12 protein-coding genes are annotated in these 19,688 nt (G+C 66.1%); all 12 read right to left on the bottom strand.

What is annotated here, in order from left to right; genetic code table 11:
* Window position 1: 1 nt before the first annotated feature.
* The 12 genes from NE857_RS13360 to NE857_RS13305 all read right to left on the bottom strand — a co-directional run bounded on the left by NE857_RS13360 (window position 2) and on the right by NE857_RS13305 (window position 19,506).
* A complete protein-coding gene (locus tag NE857_RS13360; protein WP_254421278.1) occupies window positions 2-4,954 on the bottom strand; it encodes an Eco57I restriction-modification methylase domain-containing protein in 4,953 nt (1,650 codons plus the stop codon).
* Window positions 4,955-4,956: 2 nt separating this feature from the next.
* The gene (locus tag NE857_RS13355; protein WP_254421277.1) at window positions 4,957-7,821 is read right to left on the bottom strand and encodes a helicase-related protein; all 2,865 of its coding nucleotides are present in this window, start codon (window positions 7,819-7,821) and stop codon (window positions 4,957-4,959) included.
* 145 nt (window positions 7,822-7,966) lie between these two features.
* A complete protein-coding gene (locus NE857_RS13350; RefSeq protein ID WP_254421276.1) occupies window positions 7,967-9,004 on the bottom strand; it encodes a serine/threonine-protein kinase in 1,038 nt (345 codons plus the stop codon).
* A gap of 148 nt (window positions 9,005-9,152) precedes the next feature.
* Window positions 9,153-9,440, bottom strand: a complete 288-nt coding sequence (locus tag NE857_RS13345) for a hypothetical protein (protein WP_254421275.1) — start codon at window positions 9,438-9,440, stop codon at window positions 9,153-9,155.
* Between the two features lie 267 nt (window positions 9,441-9,707).
* Entirely contained in the window at window positions 9,708-10,742 is a 1,035-nt protein-coding gene (gene tnpC, locus NE857_RS13340) for an IS66 family transposase (RefSeq protein WP_254421274.1), read from the bottom strand.
* Window positions 10,739-11,146, bottom strand: a complete 408-nt coding sequence (locus NE857_RS13335) for a DUF6444 domain-containing protein (RefSeq protein WP_254421273.1) — start codon at window positions 11,144-11,146, stop codon at window positions 10,739-10,741. The genes tnpC and NE857_RS13335 overlap by 4 nt, the downstream gene beginning before the upstream one ends.
* A gap of 45 nt (window positions 11,147-11,191) precedes the next feature.
* Window positions 11,192-11,710: a hypothetical protein gene (locus NE857_RS13330; protein WP_254421272.1), complete on the bottom strand. Its 519-nt coding sequence runs from the start codon at window positions 11,708-11,710 to the stop codon at window positions 11,192-11,194.
* Between the two features lie 74 nt (window positions 11,711-11,784).
* Window positions 11,785-14,625 carry an AAA family ATPase gene (locus tag NE857_RS13325; RefSeq protein WP_254421970.1) on the bottom strand — a complete coding sequence of 947 codons (2,841 nt, stop codon included), beginning with the start codon at window positions 14,623-14,625 and terminating at the stop codon, window positions 11,785-11,787.
* A gap of 185 nt (window positions 14,626-14,810) precedes the next feature.
* Entirely contained in the window at window positions 14,811-15,650 is an 840-nt protein-coding gene (locus NE857_RS13320; protein WP_254421271.1) for a hypothetical protein, read from the bottom strand.
* Entirely contained in the window at window positions 15,647-17,836 is a 2,190-nt protein-coding gene (locus NE857_RS13315) for a hypothetical protein (protein ID WP_254421270.1), read from the bottom strand. The genes NE857_RS13320 and NE857_RS13315 overlap by 4 nt, the downstream gene beginning before the upstream one ends.
* Window positions 17,833-18,687 carry a hypothetical protein gene (locus NE857_RS13310; RefSeq protein WP_254421269.1) on the bottom strand — a complete coding sequence of 285 codons (855 nt, stop codon included), beginning with the start codon at window positions 18,685-18,687 and terminating at the stop codon, window positions 17,833-17,835. The genes NE857_RS13315 and NE857_RS13310 overlap by 4 nt, the downstream gene beginning before the upstream one ends.
* 117 nt (window positions 18,688-18,804) lie before the next feature.
* A complete protein-coding gene (locus NE857_RS13305) occupies window positions 18,805-19,506 on the bottom strand; it encodes a Crp/Fnr family transcriptional regulator (protein ID WP_254421268.1) in 702 nt (233 codons plus the stop codon).
* Window positions 19,507-19,688: the final 182 nt, after the last annotated feature.

Below are 19,688 nucleotides of genomic sequence, written 5' to 3'. Positions count from 1 at the left end.
GCTAGACCTCCCCGTTCCAGGTGCCGTCCCGCTTGGCGCGCTCGACGATCTCGGTGAAGTAGGCGTGCGCCTCTCGGTACTCGGCCTCGCGGTCGGCCTTGTAGAAGGGCGCGGAGTAACCGGAGGGAATCTCGGCGGGATCCTCAGTCTTCAAGTACTTCTGAAGCTGAAGGTAGTTCTCCTTGGTCTGCCCGTAGCCGTAGGTGTTGTGGTTCTTGGCGACCTTTCGCCCATTGGCGTCGAACCACGTCTGGGCCTCATAGTCAGCTAGAACCGGGAAGCGGGAACGGTAGACGACAGCGAGCTGGTCAGCGGTGATGCCAAGCCAGACCGAGACCAGAGCGTCAAGCTCAACCAGTGCCGCGCGGCGCTCACGTTCGGTGCGCAGAGGTGAGACGTACTCCCACTCAGGTGTGACGTCCTGGAGAGGAGCCAGGCCCTCCCAGCCAACTGCCCACGATTCTTGAAGCCAGGAATCTTCGTAGAGCTCCGACCAGAGCGGCGCGTAGGCGTTAGTGAGCGAGTTCAACCGCATCGTGCGCACAAGCAGCGCGACTTCCAGAGGATGACCGGGGGAGGGTGCAGGCATTTTCCGCGCCTCACCTGTTTGAAGGTGAGAACGCCCAGCAATACGCAGCAGGTAGTCAAGCGGCAATGATGCCCAAAAGCCTGAATTCAACACCGTCCTTCGCAAATCCCGAAAAGCCATACTCTGCATCGCATGGACATGCGCAGGACCAGGAGGAATTAGCGCAGCAAAGAGACTTCTCTCATTACTGGGGGGAACCATAGAGCGCCAAGCAATTCTGAAATACTCGACATACTTCCCCTCCCCCCAGGAATCATGGGAATCATAGTACCGCTCCGGCGATCCACTCGGAATATAGTTTGAAACCGGAACTACTTCTTCACCCAGGTCCGAAAGCCCCAAAAGCGACCAGTCGCGATTCGTCTTACACGGAATATTTGGCTGCTTATAGAAAGGCGTCGCCTGGGACACATGTGGCCCCTGAAGGATAACAGACTCAAGGGACCCAGGCTTCGAAGTCAACCACTTAATCAGCCCTTCCTTTTTCGACTTCGCCTCATCAAATCCGATAGTAATATAGGGGTCTTCATCAACCACCCGAAAACGATAATCGGATAGCGCCTCTACAGCACCCGACTCTTCAACAGTCACCGGGTAAAGCAGAGGAGTTTGCGCCACTGGCAGCGCCGAAGAACCGGAAACCTTCCACCAGCCCTCAAGGACATCACCATCGACCACCACAACACGCGCACGGTGCGGACGAACATCCCATGCTCCAAGGTTCTTAATTCCCGGAACATCACCACCCCCATCGTGGTCAAGCGAATCAATGAGCGTGGTAGCCAAAAATAGCCAACTCAAGTGCTTAAATTGAACTCGCCCATACGCCCCATAAACATGAACACCAAACTGGGCATTTCGGTCAATATCTGCAAAAACTTCCAACTTGTTAATAAAATGACCATGAATACGGAGGCGCCTAAAGGCATTCTCACGAAGAAATCTCTCCGCAGACCCTTCAAAGTGAGTATCCGGATGAATCAGGCCAACCGCACCACGAACGCCCACAGAAGACCAAGATCGGCACATGAATGCACGATAGAGGTCAGGCTTAGTCCCTCCAAGAAATGGATACACAGAGGGACTCGAAAGGAAGTCACTCATGCCAGCCACCCTGGTCAACTCACTCAGATAAAACCCCAGCGCATCCGCCCTGCCGAGAAGAGCATCCTTTCGACCAAAGAACAACTCAGGGAAATCGCTTTCATCCAAGGCAAAAAATGGATCCAGCTCGGCCAAAACGGAACCCTCCCTCCAGTGCGGCCGAACCCACGGAGGATTTCCAACCTGAATATCAAATCCGCCATCTTCATTGAAGATATGGGCAAAGTGCAGCTCCCAGTGAAAGAACCCGTACTGCTTGGACAAGTTCACAGAAGCGGACAGCCAAGGGAATATTTCACCCATCTTGTAGGGCTCAATCATGCCCATGAATCCGGGCAACATCTCCTCGGCATAATCCAACTCACCGAGGCTACGAATCTGACCCTCGTACAGCGAATCATCTGGAATGTCGTGTGACCCCAGAACTGCCTCTGCGAAGTCGAGCCACTCGTCCAGATCAACCAAGCTCTTGCTGGAGCGATGAGCAGTATCGAACAGCGTCTCTCCCCCAGCTGAGCTCAGCTCCAGGGAACGCTCCAGGCGACCGTAGATTTCGTCGCTGCCATCCAACAGCCCTGCCTGCTGCACCGGCCAGAACCACAATGCGCACCATGCGTCCATGACGGTCTTCAGACGCCAATACGGGCTTCCCTTCCTCTCGAGCCGGGCCTTGACCTCGTCACGGGAGAGCGGGTTCTCCGGTTGCTCGATCCAGTCGGCGCCGTAGACGTCGATCTCGCGGCTGATCTCTTTCTCAGAGAGCTCCAGCCTGCGAATCACCCATCCCCACAGGTACTCTGCACGCCTCGAAAGCCCCTGCAAGCGCTTGAACTGGGATTTCTTACCGGTCGCCTTTGGGCGCTTGCGCATGGACTTGCGCCAGGCGTTCAGCTTGGCGGTCTCGTCCGGAGCGAGGCTCTTGGCCTCCTTCTCTCCAGCGACACTCCCCCACCCCTGGGCAGGCAGTAGCCAGTGGTGGATGTAGCCCTCAGGGATCTCACCGTCTCGGAAGGGCACATCCTTGGGGGCACTCTTAAGCCAGTCGCCCTTCTTGACCGCGTCGGGCGAGTAGAGTCGCCGCCCGGCGCCGACCAACGAGTTACCGCGCTTCAAGTGCAGACCGAACCACGGGGCCTGCAAGCCCGGGTACATCACGTTCAGCCAGAGCGAGACCTCGGCCAGCTCCACAGCGGTCTCGTTGAGGTCGACCCCATACGCCCGGTGCAGGGCGATGTACGCCTTGACCTTCTGCAGTTCCTCGGTGTACTTTTCCGGGTCGAGTTGCTCGCCCCGTTCGTCCTGCGCGCGCTTCAGGTACTCAGCCGCCACCTGGTTGATGGCCTCGTTCAGGAACGCGCCCGACCCGAGCGCGGGCTCGCAGATGGTCCACTCCAGCAGCTCGCGTGCCGGAGTCACCTCCCCGTCCTGATCGAGGCGCTCGCGCAGGGTCAGCTGCACCGTCAACCGTGTCAAGGACTCCGGGGTGTAGTACGACGCGCTGGTCTCACGGTCACGCCCCGCCAACCGGTAGACGAACTGGCCCGGCTTGTACACCACCCGCTCGACAGTCGGCTTGCCGTAGTCGTCCTTGACGTGCACCCACACGTTGTCCGGGTAGTCGTCGACCTTGGAGTGCGGGACCAGCCAGGACCCGTCCTTCGGGTCGCCGTTCTTGGCCGCCTCATAAAGGGTCTCCTCGGCGATACGCCCGGTGTAGGACATCAGCCCCTCGTACACCGCGCCCAGCTGGTTGATACCGAGCTGCGCGTAGGAGATGAAACCACCACGCCCCTTGGCGCTCCCGCGCGAGAGCATGAGCAGCCGCAGCACCCGGTGCAGGGCACCGTTGCGCAGGCGGGTATCCAGCCGGTCCATCTCCGGCTCGTCCGGGTCATCTTCCGGGTGAACCAGGCCAGTCCCGATCAGATTCGTCCGCGCCGGGTCGAAGAGGTCGGCCTTGAGCGGCTCGAAACGCAGCCCCTCCCCCTCCGACAGGGTCGCGGCCTCCTCCTCGCTCAGCTGGTAGCCGCGCTGGTTGTGGCCCTCGTTGACCATGCGGAAGAGCAGGTTGAGCGACTCATACAGGTGGGTGCTCCCCCGCGCCTCCTCGCCCTGGAGTTCGTGCACGACCAGGTCGCCCAGCCGCGCCATGCTGTAGCCGCGCAGGTAGGACTCGTCCTTGGCGGGCACCACACCCAACTCGGGCCGGGCTTCCGCATACAGCAGGAACAGGATCCGGTACAGGTACCGCAGCGACTGCCGAGCCAGCTCTTCGGCGAAGCTCCGCCCGGTGCCGGTGTCGATGTCGCGCGGGTTGACACCCTCTTCGCGCAGGCGCGCCAGGACCTCGTTGGCGATGATCTCGACCGAACTCTGCAGCCCTTGCCGCAGCTCCTTGGACACGGCGACCGAGTGGTGGTGGGACTTCTCCACCAGCTCGGACAGGGCATCGCCGCTGCCGTCCTCCGAGGGCAGCAGCGCCTCCGCACCGAGCAGAGCAGCGATCGTGCCGAGCTCGTCCGTGGCATTGCTGCTGAGCGCCGCGTCCAGGCTCACCGCCAGGTAGCGGCCCTCACCCCAGACCGTGCGGTCAGCAAGGATGACCACCCCGCCGACCAACACCAGGACGTAGCGCAACCCCTCCTCACGCGCGAAGAGCCACGACACCAGCTTGGTGCCCAGGTCGATCCGGTCCCGCTCGCCGTTGCCCCAGCGGATCGGGGCCAGGAGCCAGCCAGCCCCGTCCGGGTCCATGGCGGCGTCCAGGTCCGGGGCCCAGCCGCACTCGATCGCCGCGAGGGTGGGCTCGTGCAGGGCCAGGCGCACCTCGATGCTGTCACTGCCGCTGCCGCCGTGCTCGAAGTGTGCCGTGTACGGCTCGTCCTTGGGCGTGTAGCCCAGGGCGGTCAGCACCTCCCGGTGCAGGCCGTGCAGGCGCTCGACGTGGTCGGCGACCCGGTTCTCGGTCAGCGAGTCCGGGTCCTCGCGGAAGCGTTCGGTGTACTCGGCGAGGGCGGGCCGGTCCTCGAAGTAGCGCGAGCGCAGACGGCGCAGCTTCTCCCGAGGGGTCACCGGCTTCCGGCGGCGCTCCTCGTCCGTCGCGTGCTCGTTCTCCTTGGCCAGCTTCGCCCGCTGGGCCTCGGCGCTCTCACGCTCGGCCCAGTCCTTGAACACGCCCTGCTTGAGTGCCTTGGGCAGGAACTCGGCCAGGTAGTGGTCGGAGAAGTACTCGCCCCGGTTGATCACGGAGTCATAGCTCATGCTCAGTTCGCACCCTTCACCACGGCGAGGACGCGCAGGAGGGGTTCTCCGGCGGTCCGCATCTTCTCCAGCAGTCGCCGCTGTTCCTCGGCGGTGTCCTGCACCTGCTTGCGCTTGTCCTGCTTGCTGACCTCGAGCCCTTCCAGGGCCAGCTGCTCCCACTCGGCGACCCGGCGGGCGGGTTCGGCGAGGTCGGCCTCGATCCGCTCGGCGTACTCGTCGCGGCGCAGCGTCAGGTGGGCGGCGGCCGCGCGGACGGCCTCCGGTACCAGGGCTTGGAGTTCGCTCAGGTCTCCGCCCTGCCCGGTGTTGACCATGCGGGGGCCGACCCCGGCGTGTTCGAGGGCCTCGAACATGTCCCCCACCTTCGGCTCGCCCGGCAGGCCGGTAACGGCCATCCACTCGACCACCGTGGGCTGGCCCAGGGCGTTGGAGTAGGTGCCCTGCACCAGGAAGACCGGTTCGTCCACCTGGCCGACCAGAACGTGGGCGTGCCCGCGCGGGGTGCGGACCTGGACCTTGTCGACCAGCCACTCGACCAGCGGGTGCAGGTCGGTGACGTATCCGGTGTCGGGCCAGGTGGTCTTGGTGGATCTGGCCTGGTCCAGGCGGGCCTGGGCGTGCTCGCGGTCGAAGGTGACCCTGAGCCGGTCCATGACCTTGTGGTCCTTCAGGTACCCGGTGGGCAAGGCTTTGAGGCGCTGTTTGAGGTCCTCGGGCGGGGTGAAGGCGAGGAGCTTGTCGTCCTGGCTGAGGTCCAGGCCGGTGCCGACGGTCTCCAGGGCGGCGCGGACGAACTGCTCGGTGTCGGCGAAAAGGCCAGGGGTGGGCGCGGTCTCGGGCGGTGCTGTTCCGGCTTCCACGCCGAAGTCGCCGAAGAAGGCGTCGGCGGCCCAGGGGTCGTCTTCTTCCTCGCCGCGTGAGGCCTCGATGGACTCCTCGACGGTGCGGCCAGCCAGCAGGTCGAGGATGAGGCGGTCCTCCTCCTTCTTGGCGTTGTACAGGCCGGTCTCGGCTTCGGCGGTGCCCAGGCTGCGGTGGGCGTCCGCTTCCTTGTCGAGGAGCTTCTCGGCGACGGTGGTGTCGTCCTTGGCGCCGTCCACGTCGGAGGTGAGGATGAGCGCCCTGAACTGGGGCTCGTGCTCCTGCCCGTAGCGGTCGATACGGCCGTTGCGCTGCTCGATGCGGATGAGCGACCACGGCAGGTCGTAGTGCACGATGTGGTGGCACTGGCGGTGCAGGTTGACGCCCTCGGAGGCGACGTCACCGGTGACCAGGACGCGGACCTTGCTGTCGGAGAGCGCGAAGTCGGCGATCACCCGCTGCTGCTCGGTGTCGGACATGCCGCCGTGCATGAGCTGGACCTGGCCGTCGGAGAGGCCGAGCGCGCCGGGCAGGTTCTGGTGTAGCCATTCCAGGGTGGGCACGGACTCGGAGAAGACCACCGCGCGGGTCGGGCTCTTGCGGCTGACCCCGATCTCCTTGAGCTGGGTGATCAGGCCCTGGAACTTGGCGGAGGAGCCGGTGTCGATCTTCTCCGCGAGGTTCTTCAATTCGGTGAGGGCAGCGTGCTCGCGGTCCAGGCCGGGGTCGGCGGCGGCCGCCGTGGAGCGTTTGCGCTCGAGGGTCCGGATCCGGTTCCCGGCGGTGGTGGCCAGGGCGCGGTGGGAGGACAGGAACGCCTTGAGCAGGGTGTACGGGAAGAGGCGGTTGTCCCTGCCGACGACGGGTCCGCCCTCGCGGGCGTCTCCGGCCAGCCACACCTGGGCGAGTTCGGCGAAGACCGCCTCCTCGGCGGGGGTGGCGGGCACCCGCACCGGGATGGAGGGGCCGCGGTCGGGCCACTTGTCGCCCATGTCCGCGCGCACTTCGGGGTGCACCTTGGTGCGGCGGATGTAGAGGTGGTCGATCTGCTCGGCGGTGTAGTCCTCCGGGTTGGCGATGGCCGCCGGGTCCAGCAGGTTGATGAGCTGGGCGAAGGACTTGGAGTCGCCGTTGTGCGGGGTGGCGGAGGCCAGCAGCAGGGCGTCGGTGTGCTGGGCGAGCACCCGGGCCAGCTTGTTGCGCAGGTTGTTCTCGTTGATGAGGTTGTGGGATTCGTCGATGACCACCGCGTCCCAGTGCATGCTGCGCAGGTGCTGGCCGTACTTGCCCTGGTTCTTGAGGGTGTCGACGGAGATGATCGCCCGCTTGAAGAACAGGAAGGGGTTGCGGCCGGCGGGGATCTCGCGCTGGATGCGCTCTAGGCCCACCGAGTCCAGGCGGACCAGCGGGATGGCGAACCGGGTCCACAGCTCCTGCTGGAACTGCTCCAGGACCTGCTGCGGGGTGACGACGAGGATGCGCTCGCCCCGGCCGCGGCGGATGAGTTCGGACAGGATGAGCCCGATCTCCAGGGTTTTGCCCAGGCCGACGACGTCGGCGATGAGCACGCGCGGGCGCAGCGCCTTCAGCGCGAGTTCGGCGGGGCGCTGCTGGTAGACCTTGTCGTCGAGCAGGAAGCCGCCGACGGTGGCCAGGCGGCGCTCGGACTGCGGCAGCGGGGTGCGGCGCAGCACCGACTCCAGGTAGAGGCGGCTGTCCGCGTACCCGGAGGAGGGGTCGTGGACCAGGGTGGTGTCCTGCGGGCGCAGGGGTTCGATGGTCTCGATCCCGGTGAAGAAGAGTGCCTCCTCACCGCGGACGAACTCCGAGACGCCCACCGCGCGCAGCAGGTACCCGTCGTTGTCGGTACGGGTGCAGGTGCGCACCATCCACTCGGCGTCGCGCACCACCACCCGGGCGCCGGGGGCGAACTGCCCTCCGCCGGCCCGGTCCTCTGCTGTGGCCACTGAACGGCCCTCGCTCTCCGCCATCGGTTCTCTCATGGGTCACACGCGCTACACGGGACAACGGTTGACGCATTCTGCTGATGAGAATGTTCCGTTTGTGTCTGTTTGGGTTATGTGGGCCGCCCGGCATCCGAGGGCCCGGTGTTCGGAGCTCTGCGTTCTCAGCGGACGCCGGTGGGATTCAGGCAGCCGCGGCGCGCCGGGCGTAGGCTCTGCGCAGCCGTTCCGCCACCAGTGCGGCCTTCTGCGGGGCCGTCTCGTGCAGGGTGGCCGACACCGCCTTGATGGTGCGGGCCCGGGGTTTGGCCGTGGCGGGCACGGTGTCGTTGACCTCGGTGCCCGGCACGTGGGTCTTTTCGGCCACCAGCTCGCGAGCGGCCCCCGGGGTGAGGCCGAGGACGGCGAGGCGCTCCACCAGCCGCGCCCGCACCTCGGTCAGGGCGGGCCGGTCCTCGGGCTCGACGGCCAGCAGGGAGGTCAGCAGCGGCAGCAGGGCCCCAGGGACGCCCTCCAGGTTCGGAGCGACCTCGGGGTTGTCGATCATCTTCTGCACCGCGAGGTCGCTGGGGCCGTTGTAGGGGTAGTGGCCGGTCAGGGCATAGGCCAGCACCGTGCCCAGGGCGTAGACGTCCGCGGCCGCGGTCACCTGGTCGGCGGCCCCGAACTGCTCGGGCGCCATGCACAGATAGGTGCCCATGTGCGCGCCGACCATGGTGAGGTCCCCTCCGGCCTCGCCGATCGCCACCAGCCCGAAGTCCACCACCTTGGGGCCGGTCGGGCCCAGCATGACGTTGGCGGGCTTGAGGTCGCGGTGCAGCAGCCCGGCCCGGTGGATGGCGTTCAGGGCTTCGGTGAGCAGCAGGAACAGCCCGGTACCGGTGGTCTCGTCCAGGGTCCCGCAGCGCTTGACGTAGGCGGCCAGATCCAGGCCGGTGACGTACTCCATCGCCAGCCACGGGCGGTCGACGCCGGGGTCGCTGACCCCCATCAGCGCGGCCGTACCGGTGCCCTGCACCAGGCCCAGCGCGGTCGCCTCCCGCTCGAAGCGCTCCCGCATCTCGCTCTGGTCGGCGTGGTGGCTCAGCATGGTCTTGACCGCGACGAGCTCACCGCTGACGGTCTTCCCGAGGTAGACCTGACCCATCCCGCCCTTGCCGATCCTGCTCAGGAGCTTGATCTCGCCCAGGGCGTGGGGGTCTTCGTCGCGGAGGTCGTGCACGCGGGGTCCTGCCTTCTCACACCGTGCGGCCGCTGGTTCGGGGGCGGGAACGGCCTGTGCACTCAGGGTATCCCCGCACCCGAAGGGCTCCTGCCGTCCGGCCGAGCTTCGGGACTTTGGTCCTGGCGGGCCGAGGCTACGGCAGCGGTCAGCGGAAGGCCTCCCCCAGCTGCCGGGAAAGGTCGATCGCCGGAGGATGACCGGCGACCACGAAGACGGTGAGGACTTCACGCAGCGCGGTGAGCAGGTTGTCGTCATCGGCGATGTTCTCCCAGAACTCGGAGAGGTAGCGGGCGCACAGGTCGGTAGTGGCCTCCTGCGCGAGGGAATCGTAGGAGTAGGGGTCACCCCTGTCGACAACCCCACGCAGACAGAGCAGGGTCGCACCCGGGCCCTGCGGGGCCACATGGGCGAGCGTCTGAACCACGTCATGCACGATGGAAGGTTCCCGGAAAGCCGAAGCCTTCTGGAAGACGGGCAGTGCGTGTGCCAGATAACCGGCTGGCGGTGGGCTGTCCTGACCGCGCTTGTCCCGGAAAGCACCCGAAGCGAGGTGGACCGTGGCGCACACGCTCGAGACCACCTTGAATGCCTTCTGGAACTCCGCGGATTTGGGGTCGGCCGTGGTCCGGACATGCTCGGCCGCCGTCACGGCAAGCAACAGCAACGCCAATGGTGACTGTTCAGGTGTCCTGAAGAAGACTCAAGCTGTTTCGGGCATCCAGCACTCGCCCTGGGCCAGGTGGACCAGGGCGTCGAACATGCCAATACCGTGCTTGGCGGCGGTCGCGATATAGGAGCGCACCGCGCAGAACCACTCGGCCCCGGCCAGGGACCGTAAGCACCCCGAGACCTTCTGGCGGACCTTGACCATCCGCACCTCGCGCTCGGCCGCGTTGTTGTCGAACGGGGCCCGCTCATCGACCGTGAACCGCAGGTAATCCGCTTCCCGGTCGCGCATCCGCCTGGCCAACGCGTGGAACTTGGCCACCAGCTTGGACTCCCGGCCCGAAGTCTGGGCCAGGCCGATGGCCACCGCGCTGCGCCACTGGTGACCCAGCCCGTCCAAACGCACGGTGTCGATTCCCTCCAGCGAGGAGACCGTGGCCAGGTGCGCATCGACCAGGCGCTTCATCTGACGCAGCGCGTCAGCGGCCTGCCCGGCCCAGCACCACACCCCCTCCCCAGCCGCGTCCTGGACCGCTTGCAACTCGCGCAGCAGGTGGGCGTTGCACAACACATGAGCGGCCACACCCTTATAGGTGTCATAGGGGGCCCAGGCGTCATGGACCGCCAACCCAGCGAAGGCGGGCAGGACCCCGGCGGCGTCCATCCCCACGGTGCCGCGTTTGGGGTGGGCGCTCAGCAGGCTCCACTTGCCGGTGGAGGCCGAATGCACCCACACCAGGCCCCCGCCCACCCGCAGCGAGGTCTCGTCGAAGTGCGCCACCTGGGCGGAAGCGATCTCCTCGGTGGCGGCGCGAGTGAAGGCCTCCAACGCGGTGGCGGCCCGGCGTGCGGTGTCCACGACTGTGCCCGCCGACACGGGGCATCCCACCAGGTCCGACAGGGCTTGGGCGGTGCGCTTGGCGGACAGGAACTGGCCCAGGTACAGGTAGCAGATCATCGCGCGCACGTTCGCTCCGAACTGGACCGGAGCGTTGATCCCCTCGGGGGCGCTGGCTCGGGTGCGCTCCCCGCAGGCGCAGGTGTGCTCGATCATCTGGTGCTCGGTCACCGTGGGTTTGATGGGGGCAGGTCCACGACCTGGCGGCGCACCAGCCCGGTCTGCTCGGATCCGGCCAGGTCTCCTCCGCACCCACCGCAGGTGTGGGGGTGGTGTTCCAGCACGTGGTCGGGGTCCGGGGTTTGGGCGCGCGTTTGGCCTGGGTGGCCGGGTTGCCCGCCGGGTTTGCGGCCGGTGCGGCGGCGCTGGGACTTCGGCTTCGGCTTGACGAAGGGGTCCGTGGAGGAAGGCTTGGAGGAGTTCGTGGAGTCGCTGTCCAGTCGGGCTTGAAGCTCGGCGATGCGCTCGTTGGCTTGGGACAGATCAGCGCGGAGTTGGGTGATCGTGGCTGCCTGCTCAACGACCAGCGCGGCGAGCTCCTCGTAGGAGGGCGCGGGCTGGTCGGAGGAGGTCACGGGCTCATCGTTACAGGCTAGGCGCGTGCCGCGCAGGCAAACCGATCAACCCGCCCGAGAGACCTGAACAGTCACCGCCAATGCAGCAGATCGCACGTCCTCGTCGCAGTCGGTGAGGAACCTCCGTACCTTGATGATCGCCCGATCACACATTCTCGATTCAAAGGGCTCCTCGAACCAGAATTGAGCAAGAGAGAGCGCATTAGCCGTTCGCTTCTTCAGAGCCAGGTACAGAACGAGGACGACGAAACCGTCCGCGAACCCGTAGTCGACCTGGGATCCTTCTTCGTCAAAGGCCTCTCTCCAGGAACCGAACGCTGCGTCGTACACCAGCTGGTCGACCAGCTCCGGGTACTCGGAGGCGAACCGGCCCAGGCTCACCAAGAGGGTGCCACCGACCTCGAAATCCTCCTCGACGGACAGGCGCTGCCGGATCAACTCCAGCACGGTTTCCAGGTCGTGCTCCACAAGGTGCACCGCATCGGCGGTGGAGCAGCGGTTCACCGGATCGGCGTCGTCCAGAAACGGACGCAGGAGCGCTCTCAGCCGGCCGCCCTCGATCATCCGCCAATCCTCGCGCCGGAGCAGTGTGACAAGACCACCGACCCCCGCGCGCCGTGCTGTTGGCGACCAAGACCTCATTCCTGATCCCCCTTCGCACCGGGTCCCTGACCGATCGCCAACTGCAGCACCTGATACGCCTTCCAGCCCAGATCCGACTCCGAAGTCATGTTCCAGTCACGGGCCAACTGTGCAGCCGCCGTCACTATCACCATGGCCACAGTGTCCTCAGTGTCGGGTCCGACACGGTCCAACAACACCTGGTCTCGAACGGTCTCCAGGAAAAGGGCACCCAGTTCCTGCCATGGCTGAGGGTCGGCGCCTCGATTCACCTGATGAGTCAAGTTTTCCAAGCGGCCGATGACAGCCAACCGCTCCTTTCCGAGCTCCTCACTCACCGCTTCCCCGAATCGTTCCTCGTCGGTGTGCGCATGGAATCCGCTGGTGCTGCCTCCGAAGAACACTTCGGGAGGCTCATCGAGCTGCTGCACCTCCCGCAGGCGTTCGACCAACAGCGGTCGGGACATCCGTTCCGGGTCCAGGAAGGAGACCAGTTCATCGATCACTCGTGTGTCCGGTTGCTGCACGTCGGAGGAGACGATCCCGGCGGCGGTGAGGATCGATTCCTCGAGCCGAGCATGCTCCGTGTCGTTCACCCGCGGGCTGAGCGTTCCAAGAAGGTCCGCTGCCGTCCGCCGGGTCACCGAGTTAGCGATCAGTGCTCCAGAGGAGAGCAGTTCGACAGCAATCGCCTGCCAACCCGGGCGACCGCCCCGCGCCCGCTCCATGACACTCGTCCAAACCCCCGGATGCCATACGTGTCGCACCAGGTAACGAACGGTGATCGCCACACCGTCCATGCCGGTCTGCTCCGCCCAATCCAGGAGCGCGGAGAGCATCTCCACGGGGGCGTCGTAACCAGCGGAGTTTTCCAGAGTGGCGAGGTTGTAGACAGCATGCCCCTCTTCCCCTTGGAATCGGAGTACGTAGCTCCCCCGAAGCACGGCTTCCGGGTAGTAGTCCTCGTGTGTGGCGATGGCCAGAATCCGACAGGCTGCCTCGATGCCGATCAGAGGCAGAACGTCAGAGAACACCTGACCAACCTCGTAGCGGACCCCCTCGAAGTCCTGTGCGAGGTTGCTGCTGAGGGCGATAACCCCCTGTGAAATCGAGGTCTTCTCATGGCGGTCCCCCTCCAGGCCCCAAACCATCTCCAGGAGTTCCGCGGCGGATTCAGGGGCACCACGGGCGATGTCCACCGCGCCCTCTACCAAATAGAGGAACACGTTGGGGTTATGTCGACGCGTGGGCTCATCATTGATGACCCGTAGCAGCAGGTCGGTGTGTGCGCTATTGACTGCGATCGCCACAGGAAGGTAGCGAGAAGCCATGGCAACGATCTGACCACGATCGGCCGTGTCCTCCAACCCGGAGGTCATCAGCGCCGCAACACACTCGGCTCGTTCCTGGGGTGCCTCCGCTTCCGGCCTCAGAGGGTCGAGTTCATGCAGCCGTTGCAAGAGCTGATGCAGTAGGTTCACCGGCTTGGCACGAAAGGCCACTTCAAGTTTCTGGGCGAGGGCGGTGGCCACCGAAACCCAGACCCGGACCACCACCCTCCGAGCCTGAACGTCCCGTTCTTTCCAACATCGAAGAACACCGATCGCCCAACCGACTACCTGTTCGGGAACGCGCTCCTCCCCATTGAGCAGTGCCGAGACCAGCCAGTCGACGTCTGTCTCGGTTCGAGCAAGACCCACAGCGATGTTCGCGGCGGCGACCCCGGCCAGGTCGTGCTCCGCTCGGGCCAGCCCTCGGCAGACTTCGGCGAAGAGCCCGCGAGTGGGGTCGGCGTGCCAGGTAGCGGTCAGGTGCAGATCGATGGCTGGACGCGCCACGAAGACCAGGTTGGGCTGGTCGTTGAGCAACCGCACCAGCAGTGACCCGTCCCCGTCTGAGAGGACCAACTGCGAGACCGCGTAGTCGAAGAAGATGTGGTGCCCGAAGGCCAGCAAGGGCATCCCGTGGGCGAAACGGGGAGGGATCTGCCGCAGCACTCCGTTGGAGACCAGGCCTTGAGAAATCGCGCCGTGTTCAGAGGACACATCTCCCCGGCTGACCTGGAGACGACGGGTGCCCAGCATCAGCTGACACAGCTCACGCAGGAGTTGCCTGCGTGTCTGCTGCTCCTCGTCCATGACGTCCATGACGCGCTCATCCCAGTAGCGCTCGAGGAGCGCCCCCTGGTCCAGGTGACCGTTCCAGTCGTTCGGCCAGGCGTCCAGCTTGAGGAGCTCGCATACCAGGTACAGGTTGAAGGGGATACTCAGAAGGTCGGTGTCGATCCCGGTGAGTACCCGCCCCAGCCCTGGAACCTGGGCCCCCACATGAGCGAGCTCGGTACCGGTGAGCCCGGTGACCCGGAAGTGCCGCACCTTTTCGAGCGCCTTCACCCGGTGGCCGCCCTCGGCCGCGATCGGATCGCCGGAGAAGGCCTTGTGCCAACGCCGGTTGTAAGTGATGTCGTACAGGCGGGCACTGGCCACCGTGCGCCAGCGGGTCCCCGCCAACAGCTCGACGGTTCGGGACAGTTCTTTGGCCATACCACCGCGGTCACCGTCGAGGGCGTCGATGAACAGGTGCCCGGGGTCCTCGCCCTCCCAGTCGGCCAGGACGGTCTCCAGTTTGCGGCGCAACATGCCGCTCACATTGTCCACATAGTCCGAGGCGTCCAGCAGCACAACATCGTGCCCCCGGTCCCGGTAGTGCTGGGCCAGTCTGCGAATCAGCGCGGTCTTACCGGTTCCGGGGTCTCCAGTGAGCAGGAAGCCGCCCTCAACCGCGACCAGGTCACGGAAGAGCTCCCGCTCGACCTCGAGGTTCCCCTCCGGAGTCGGCAGGGCGAGGTGTTGGGCCATCCAAGCGAGGTTGGCATCGGTCTGCTCACGCAGCAGGGAGATGCTGTCCTTCTGGGGGTCACCACCGAAGTAGACATCCCCATGGAGCTGGCAAACCTGGGCAAGGTTGCCGCTGTTGATTCCCACGGAAGAATGACCAGCGCACTTCGAACAGCCAGCCTCCGGCCCGCGGGCCTCGTCGGTGTTCACTGTTCGGACCAGCTCTCGTGCAGAAGTCTCACCAGGTCGGGACGGTTGTAGGCGTCCAGGATGTCGGTCAGGCGGATCAGGAGGGCCTCCCGCTCCTTGGTACTCACCCCGGACAGGAAGGCCGCGAGGATGGGATCGGAGGGCTCGACGGGGCCTGCCCCGCCGTCCCCTCCCGTGGCTCCCCCATCGTCGTGCTCTACGACAAGGGGCTCTTCGGAGTCGTCCCCGCGTCGGCAGAGGGCGACCAGCAGGTCCAAGGCCTCACCGGCGCCCTCGATGTCGCTCCAGCGGTCCTGGTTCTGTTCGAACCACCACATCCGTGCGGTCAGCGAGTCCTTGAAGACCTCGTTGACCAGTTCCTCGACCCGTTCCATCCGTGACCGGTGCTCGGCCCGCGCGAGCTGGGCGCGCTGTCCGACGAGTTCGCGCCGGCGTTCGAGCTCGTAGTTCTCCTCGTTGACCGTCAGGGTCACCTGAACGGTCAGCTCGTCGACTCCGCTGTACTCGAAGTACGCCGAGCCGTTCAGAGCCTGGAAGAGCTCGGACTCAGCCAGTGCATGGTCTCCGAGGTCGAAGGCCCGTGCTTCCGCGTAGGCGGTTTCCACCACGGACCTCTTCAACCTGGCCAGAAGTCGGACCCGCTCGCGCTCCTTCACCTTGCGCAGGGCCACTTCGAGGGTGAAGGAGGCGTCGAAGCGCAACCCGGCACTGGCGCTGGGCAGTCGTGCCTCGAAGGCCAGCGTGTCCCGAACGGGTTCGCTTCGCGGTTTCAACCCGGCGTCGGCCCCCGGGAGGGTCAGCCACATGAACAGTCTTCGCATCCAGGTCGTGCTCACCGATGGTCTCCTTGTCTTCCGGTCGGTTCCAGCGCGATCCGCACGAAGCGCCGCAGGTCCTCCACCGCCGGGGACAGCCGGGTGTGGGAGACCGACCACCGGCGGGCGACGCTGTCGAGCAGCTCCCCGAAAGGCGGGTCCATGCCCGCGGCGGTGCACAGGCAGTCCAGGACTACGCCCCCTCGCCCTTGTCCGCGTAGTCGGTCCAGAGCGCTGATCCAGTCCCAGAGCGGTTCACGGGCTTCGGGAAGGGCACGGGCGATCCCGCACCAGACCAGCGCGAGCGGGGTCGCTGGCGCCTCGCGCTTCTCCAACAGCTCCGGGAAGTCCAACCCCGCTTCGCCGTTGAGCAGAGTCATCAGGGACCGTGCCGCGACCTCCTGGGACCTCCCCTCCTGGTCCAGCCAGTCCAGGAGCACCTCCAGCAGCACCGGAAAGTTGTGCGGCTGCACCGCGATGTCGAGCAGAGCCTGGGAGAGGTTCTCGGTCCACTTCTCGGGGATACGGCCCGCGAGGTGTCTGAGCCGGGTGAGGGCCGTCCTGGGTTGGACCCTGCCGTAGACACGGCAGGCCTCGAGCGCCAACAGGTACCGCCAGGCCGGTTGGGCGGAGGTGACGATCCGGTAGAGGTGGGAGCGCACCGCGCCACCGATCTCAGGGCAGACCGCGGCCTCGGCGACCACGGGAGCCGCCGCCCACAGGAGGCGGTCGTTCCCCCAGTGGTCGAGCAGGGCGGACACCGGTGCCGGGTCCCGATGGTGCCGGGCCAGTCTGAGCCAGCGTCGGGCCACGGCCACCCGCTCTCGTTTGGGCAGTGCGGCCGCCGCGCCGTGCCCCCATTCCTGGAAGGAGGCGCGTGCCCCGGGGTACTCGCACCACAGGTGGTCGAGCGCCGCCCACCAGTGCTCCTTACGGACGAACCCGACGTGGCCGTAGCTGACCTCTGCGCCGATCGTCTCCAGGCACCGAGTGAATCCGTCCCCGGAGACGGGGGTGGGGTGCGGCGGTTCCACCCCCCACCGCTCGGCCAACCGTCGGGCCTGTTCCGCGATGGTGTCGGAGGTGGCTCCGTGGAGCAGGGCCACCGTCTGGATGAGGACCCTGGTGAACTCCTGTTCTCCTTTTCCTTCTCTTTCGCCGAACGCCTCGCCCTGCTCGCCCCTGCCGCCGGTCCCCGACCAGCCGGGCAGGGGGTCACCGGCCACGGCGAACCCCTTGAACACGCGGTCGATCCAGGCCCGGTGCTCCTGCTCGGTGAACCACCCCAGCTCGGTGTGACTCTCCTCCCCTGCGGGAAGGTCCTGCGGAGGCCGGGTACGCGCCGCCTCGCGAACGAACTGAGCGGCGCGGCCGGGCCCCGACGAAGCGAGTACCTGCTGGACCCGCTGGTCCCGCAGCCACAGGTGAACGGAGTCCTTCTGGCCGAGGCGGCCCATGGCTCCGCGGAAGACGTCCTCGGCCTGGGCCGGGACATCGGCGCGCATCCGAGCCCGGCAGGCGAGGAGTTCGTCTTCCCAGGGTCCCTTCTGAGCGATCACGACCAGGTGGGACCCACCGGAGCGGGCTTGCTCGACCAGTGCCCTGACGGCGGCGCGCTGAGAGCGTTCGGGTGCTGGCAGGGCGCTGAGGTCGAGGAAGCGGGGGTGGTCGGAGTCAAGGGTGATCCCGGCCAGACCGGCGTCGGGTTCGTCCGGGTCGATGATCACCTCGTCCACCCCGGTGCCGACCGCTTCCAGCGACTGGTCAGTGCTCTCCACGCCCCGAAGCTCCGGCTCGGTGAGGGCGTGGACAGCGGTGTGGGTCCGGCCGTTGCCGGGCTCTCCGATGATCAGGCCCAGGCGGTGCCAGGCCAGGTCGCGTACGAACTTCTCGTACGCGTGCCGGTCCGCGGGGTGGAAGGTGAGCCGGACGTCACGGATGCGGTCCGTGCCGAGTCCGGCGGCGTGGCGGAGCCTACGGGTGGCGGCTTCGCCGAGGAACTCACGGTAGTCGGGCCGCTCGTGGAAATTGATGTCTCCGTCGAGGCGGTTGACGTTGACCGCTTGGCCGTTGTTCGTGCCCATCCGGCTGTTGTGGACGTTCTCCTGTAAGAGCGGGGCGTCGGCGGGGGTGTCTTCCCCCAACTGTTCGGGGGCTTCGTCGGGATGGTCTCCGGCCACCGGGGGAGGCATCGGGTCGGCGGTCACCGGCGGCCGCCTCCGAAGTTGAGGTCGCCGTGGACGGTCTCCACCTGGGCCATGTCCCCGTTGTTGGTTCCGACGGAGAAGGTGCTGCCGGGGCCTGAAGGGGTCGGCTTGCCGGAGGGGTCGGCCGGACCGCCGCCACCGGAACCGCCGCCCGTGCCCTCGGTTCGCCCGGTCCCGTCGCCCTCTTCGTCCTCGCCGGGCTTCCACGAGTGGACGGGCAGGTACAGGTAGCTCTCGGCCTCGTAGCCCTTGGCGTCGACGGTGGCGTTCACCTTCTGCCACTGAGCCTGTCCGATGGAGGCGTAGCCGCTGACGACCGCGTCCTTGTAGACGCGCTGGGAGATGATGGCGGCGACCAGGGTGGTGTCGGGATCGCTGAGTTTCAGCGCCTCCCTGACCTGGTCGGAGTCGAGCCGTCGGTGGATGTCGATCATGGTGGTGCCCATGGCGTTCCTCGGGTCCCCGTCCCCGTGGAAGGGCAGGGGCCCGATGTCGATGCTCACCCGGAGCCGCATCCGAAGCGTCCGGTCGAGAGCGGCCAGGCGGGGGTGGTTCTCGGCCAGCCTTTCCTGCAGCTTGCCCAGGAACGGGCTGATCAGGAAGGGCAGGTTCTCCGGAGCGGTGCCGAACACGTAGCCGTCGCCGCCGTGCCGGGCGAAGCGCTTCTCGTCCCAGATCTGCTTCATGCCGGAATCGGTGAGGGCTGTCTCCAGCACTTCCGGGATCAACGCACCGATGGCCTCCTGGTGTCGTGCGCGGGTAGCGCTGAAGTTCTCCATGTCGACGGCCAGGAGAGCGTAGTAGGGCGGCAGCAGCTCGCTCTGTCCGAGCTTGGTGAGGTCCAGTTCCATGCGAATTCTCCTCAGCGGGTGGCAGGCACCTTTGGCCGCCTGCGGACAGCATTCCGTGATGCTTCGCGGTGGTCTGTTCACTTCTGAACACCGAGGGAGGCAAGTGACGCACGGCACTCAGGTGTGATCGTCACCGAGGGCCAGGGCCTCCAGGCGGGCCAAGTCGAGGATGACCACGTACTTCGTGTCGATGCGGATCAGCCCGAGCTCCTTGAGCTGGGTGTAGGCGTAGTGCACGGAGGTGCGGGAAAGCCCGACGAAGCCGCCGACCTCCTGTTGGGACAGAGGGATGTACAGCACCTGCCCCTCCCTCTGGCCTTCGGAGCGCGGCACCTGGATCGGCTCGCCGAACACCGCCGCCAGGTGCACCAGGGCCGCGGAGAGCCGGCGTTTGGCCGGCAGTTGAGCCAGCTGACCCCGGATCTGGTCGCTCTCGCCCTGGCGGTTCAGGGCGCTGTCCATCAGCACGGGCATGAGGTCGAGTTCCCTGATCTTGCGCTGGAAGTGCTCGGTGGTCAGGTACGCCGTACTGCCGCCGCTCAGGGCTGTGACCGTGGCGTTGCAGGTGCGGCCACCGCCCGCCAGCACGGACTCACCGAGGATCTCTCCGCAGGTGCGGAAGGCAAGCGGTGCCGAGGTTCCGTCGGCGTAGTCCGAGACCACGCGGACCCGCCCGCTGAGCATCAGATGCACCCCGTGGCCGGTCACCCCCTGGTGGAGCAGGGTCTTCCCGGCGCTGAAGGGTCGGCGCGAGGCCTCAGATACCAGTTGTTTCCACTGCTCGTCGCTGACCAGTCCACCGAAACCTCGTCTGCGCATGGGGATCCTCTTCCTCTTCGCTGGGGACGACATGGGAGCAGCAGCTCTGATTCTTGCCCCTGAGGATGAGCGGCTTTCCGGCTTGGCCTTGATGCACCAAGATGAGCTCACGGCAACAGTAGACAACAGACTGTGAACTACGTCAACAGTCTTCTTGCGATGGATTCATCCGCGCCCCGCAC

The sequence above is a fragment of the Nocardiopsis exhalans genome (genome assembly GCF_024134545.1).
Lineage (GTDB): Bacteria > Actinomycetota > Actinomycetes > Streptosporangiales > Streptosporangiaceae > Nocardiopsis > Nocardiopsis exhalans.
The sequence above is the reverse complement of the archived record's forward strand: the minus strand, read 5'-3'. Positions and strand labels throughout refer to the sequence as shown.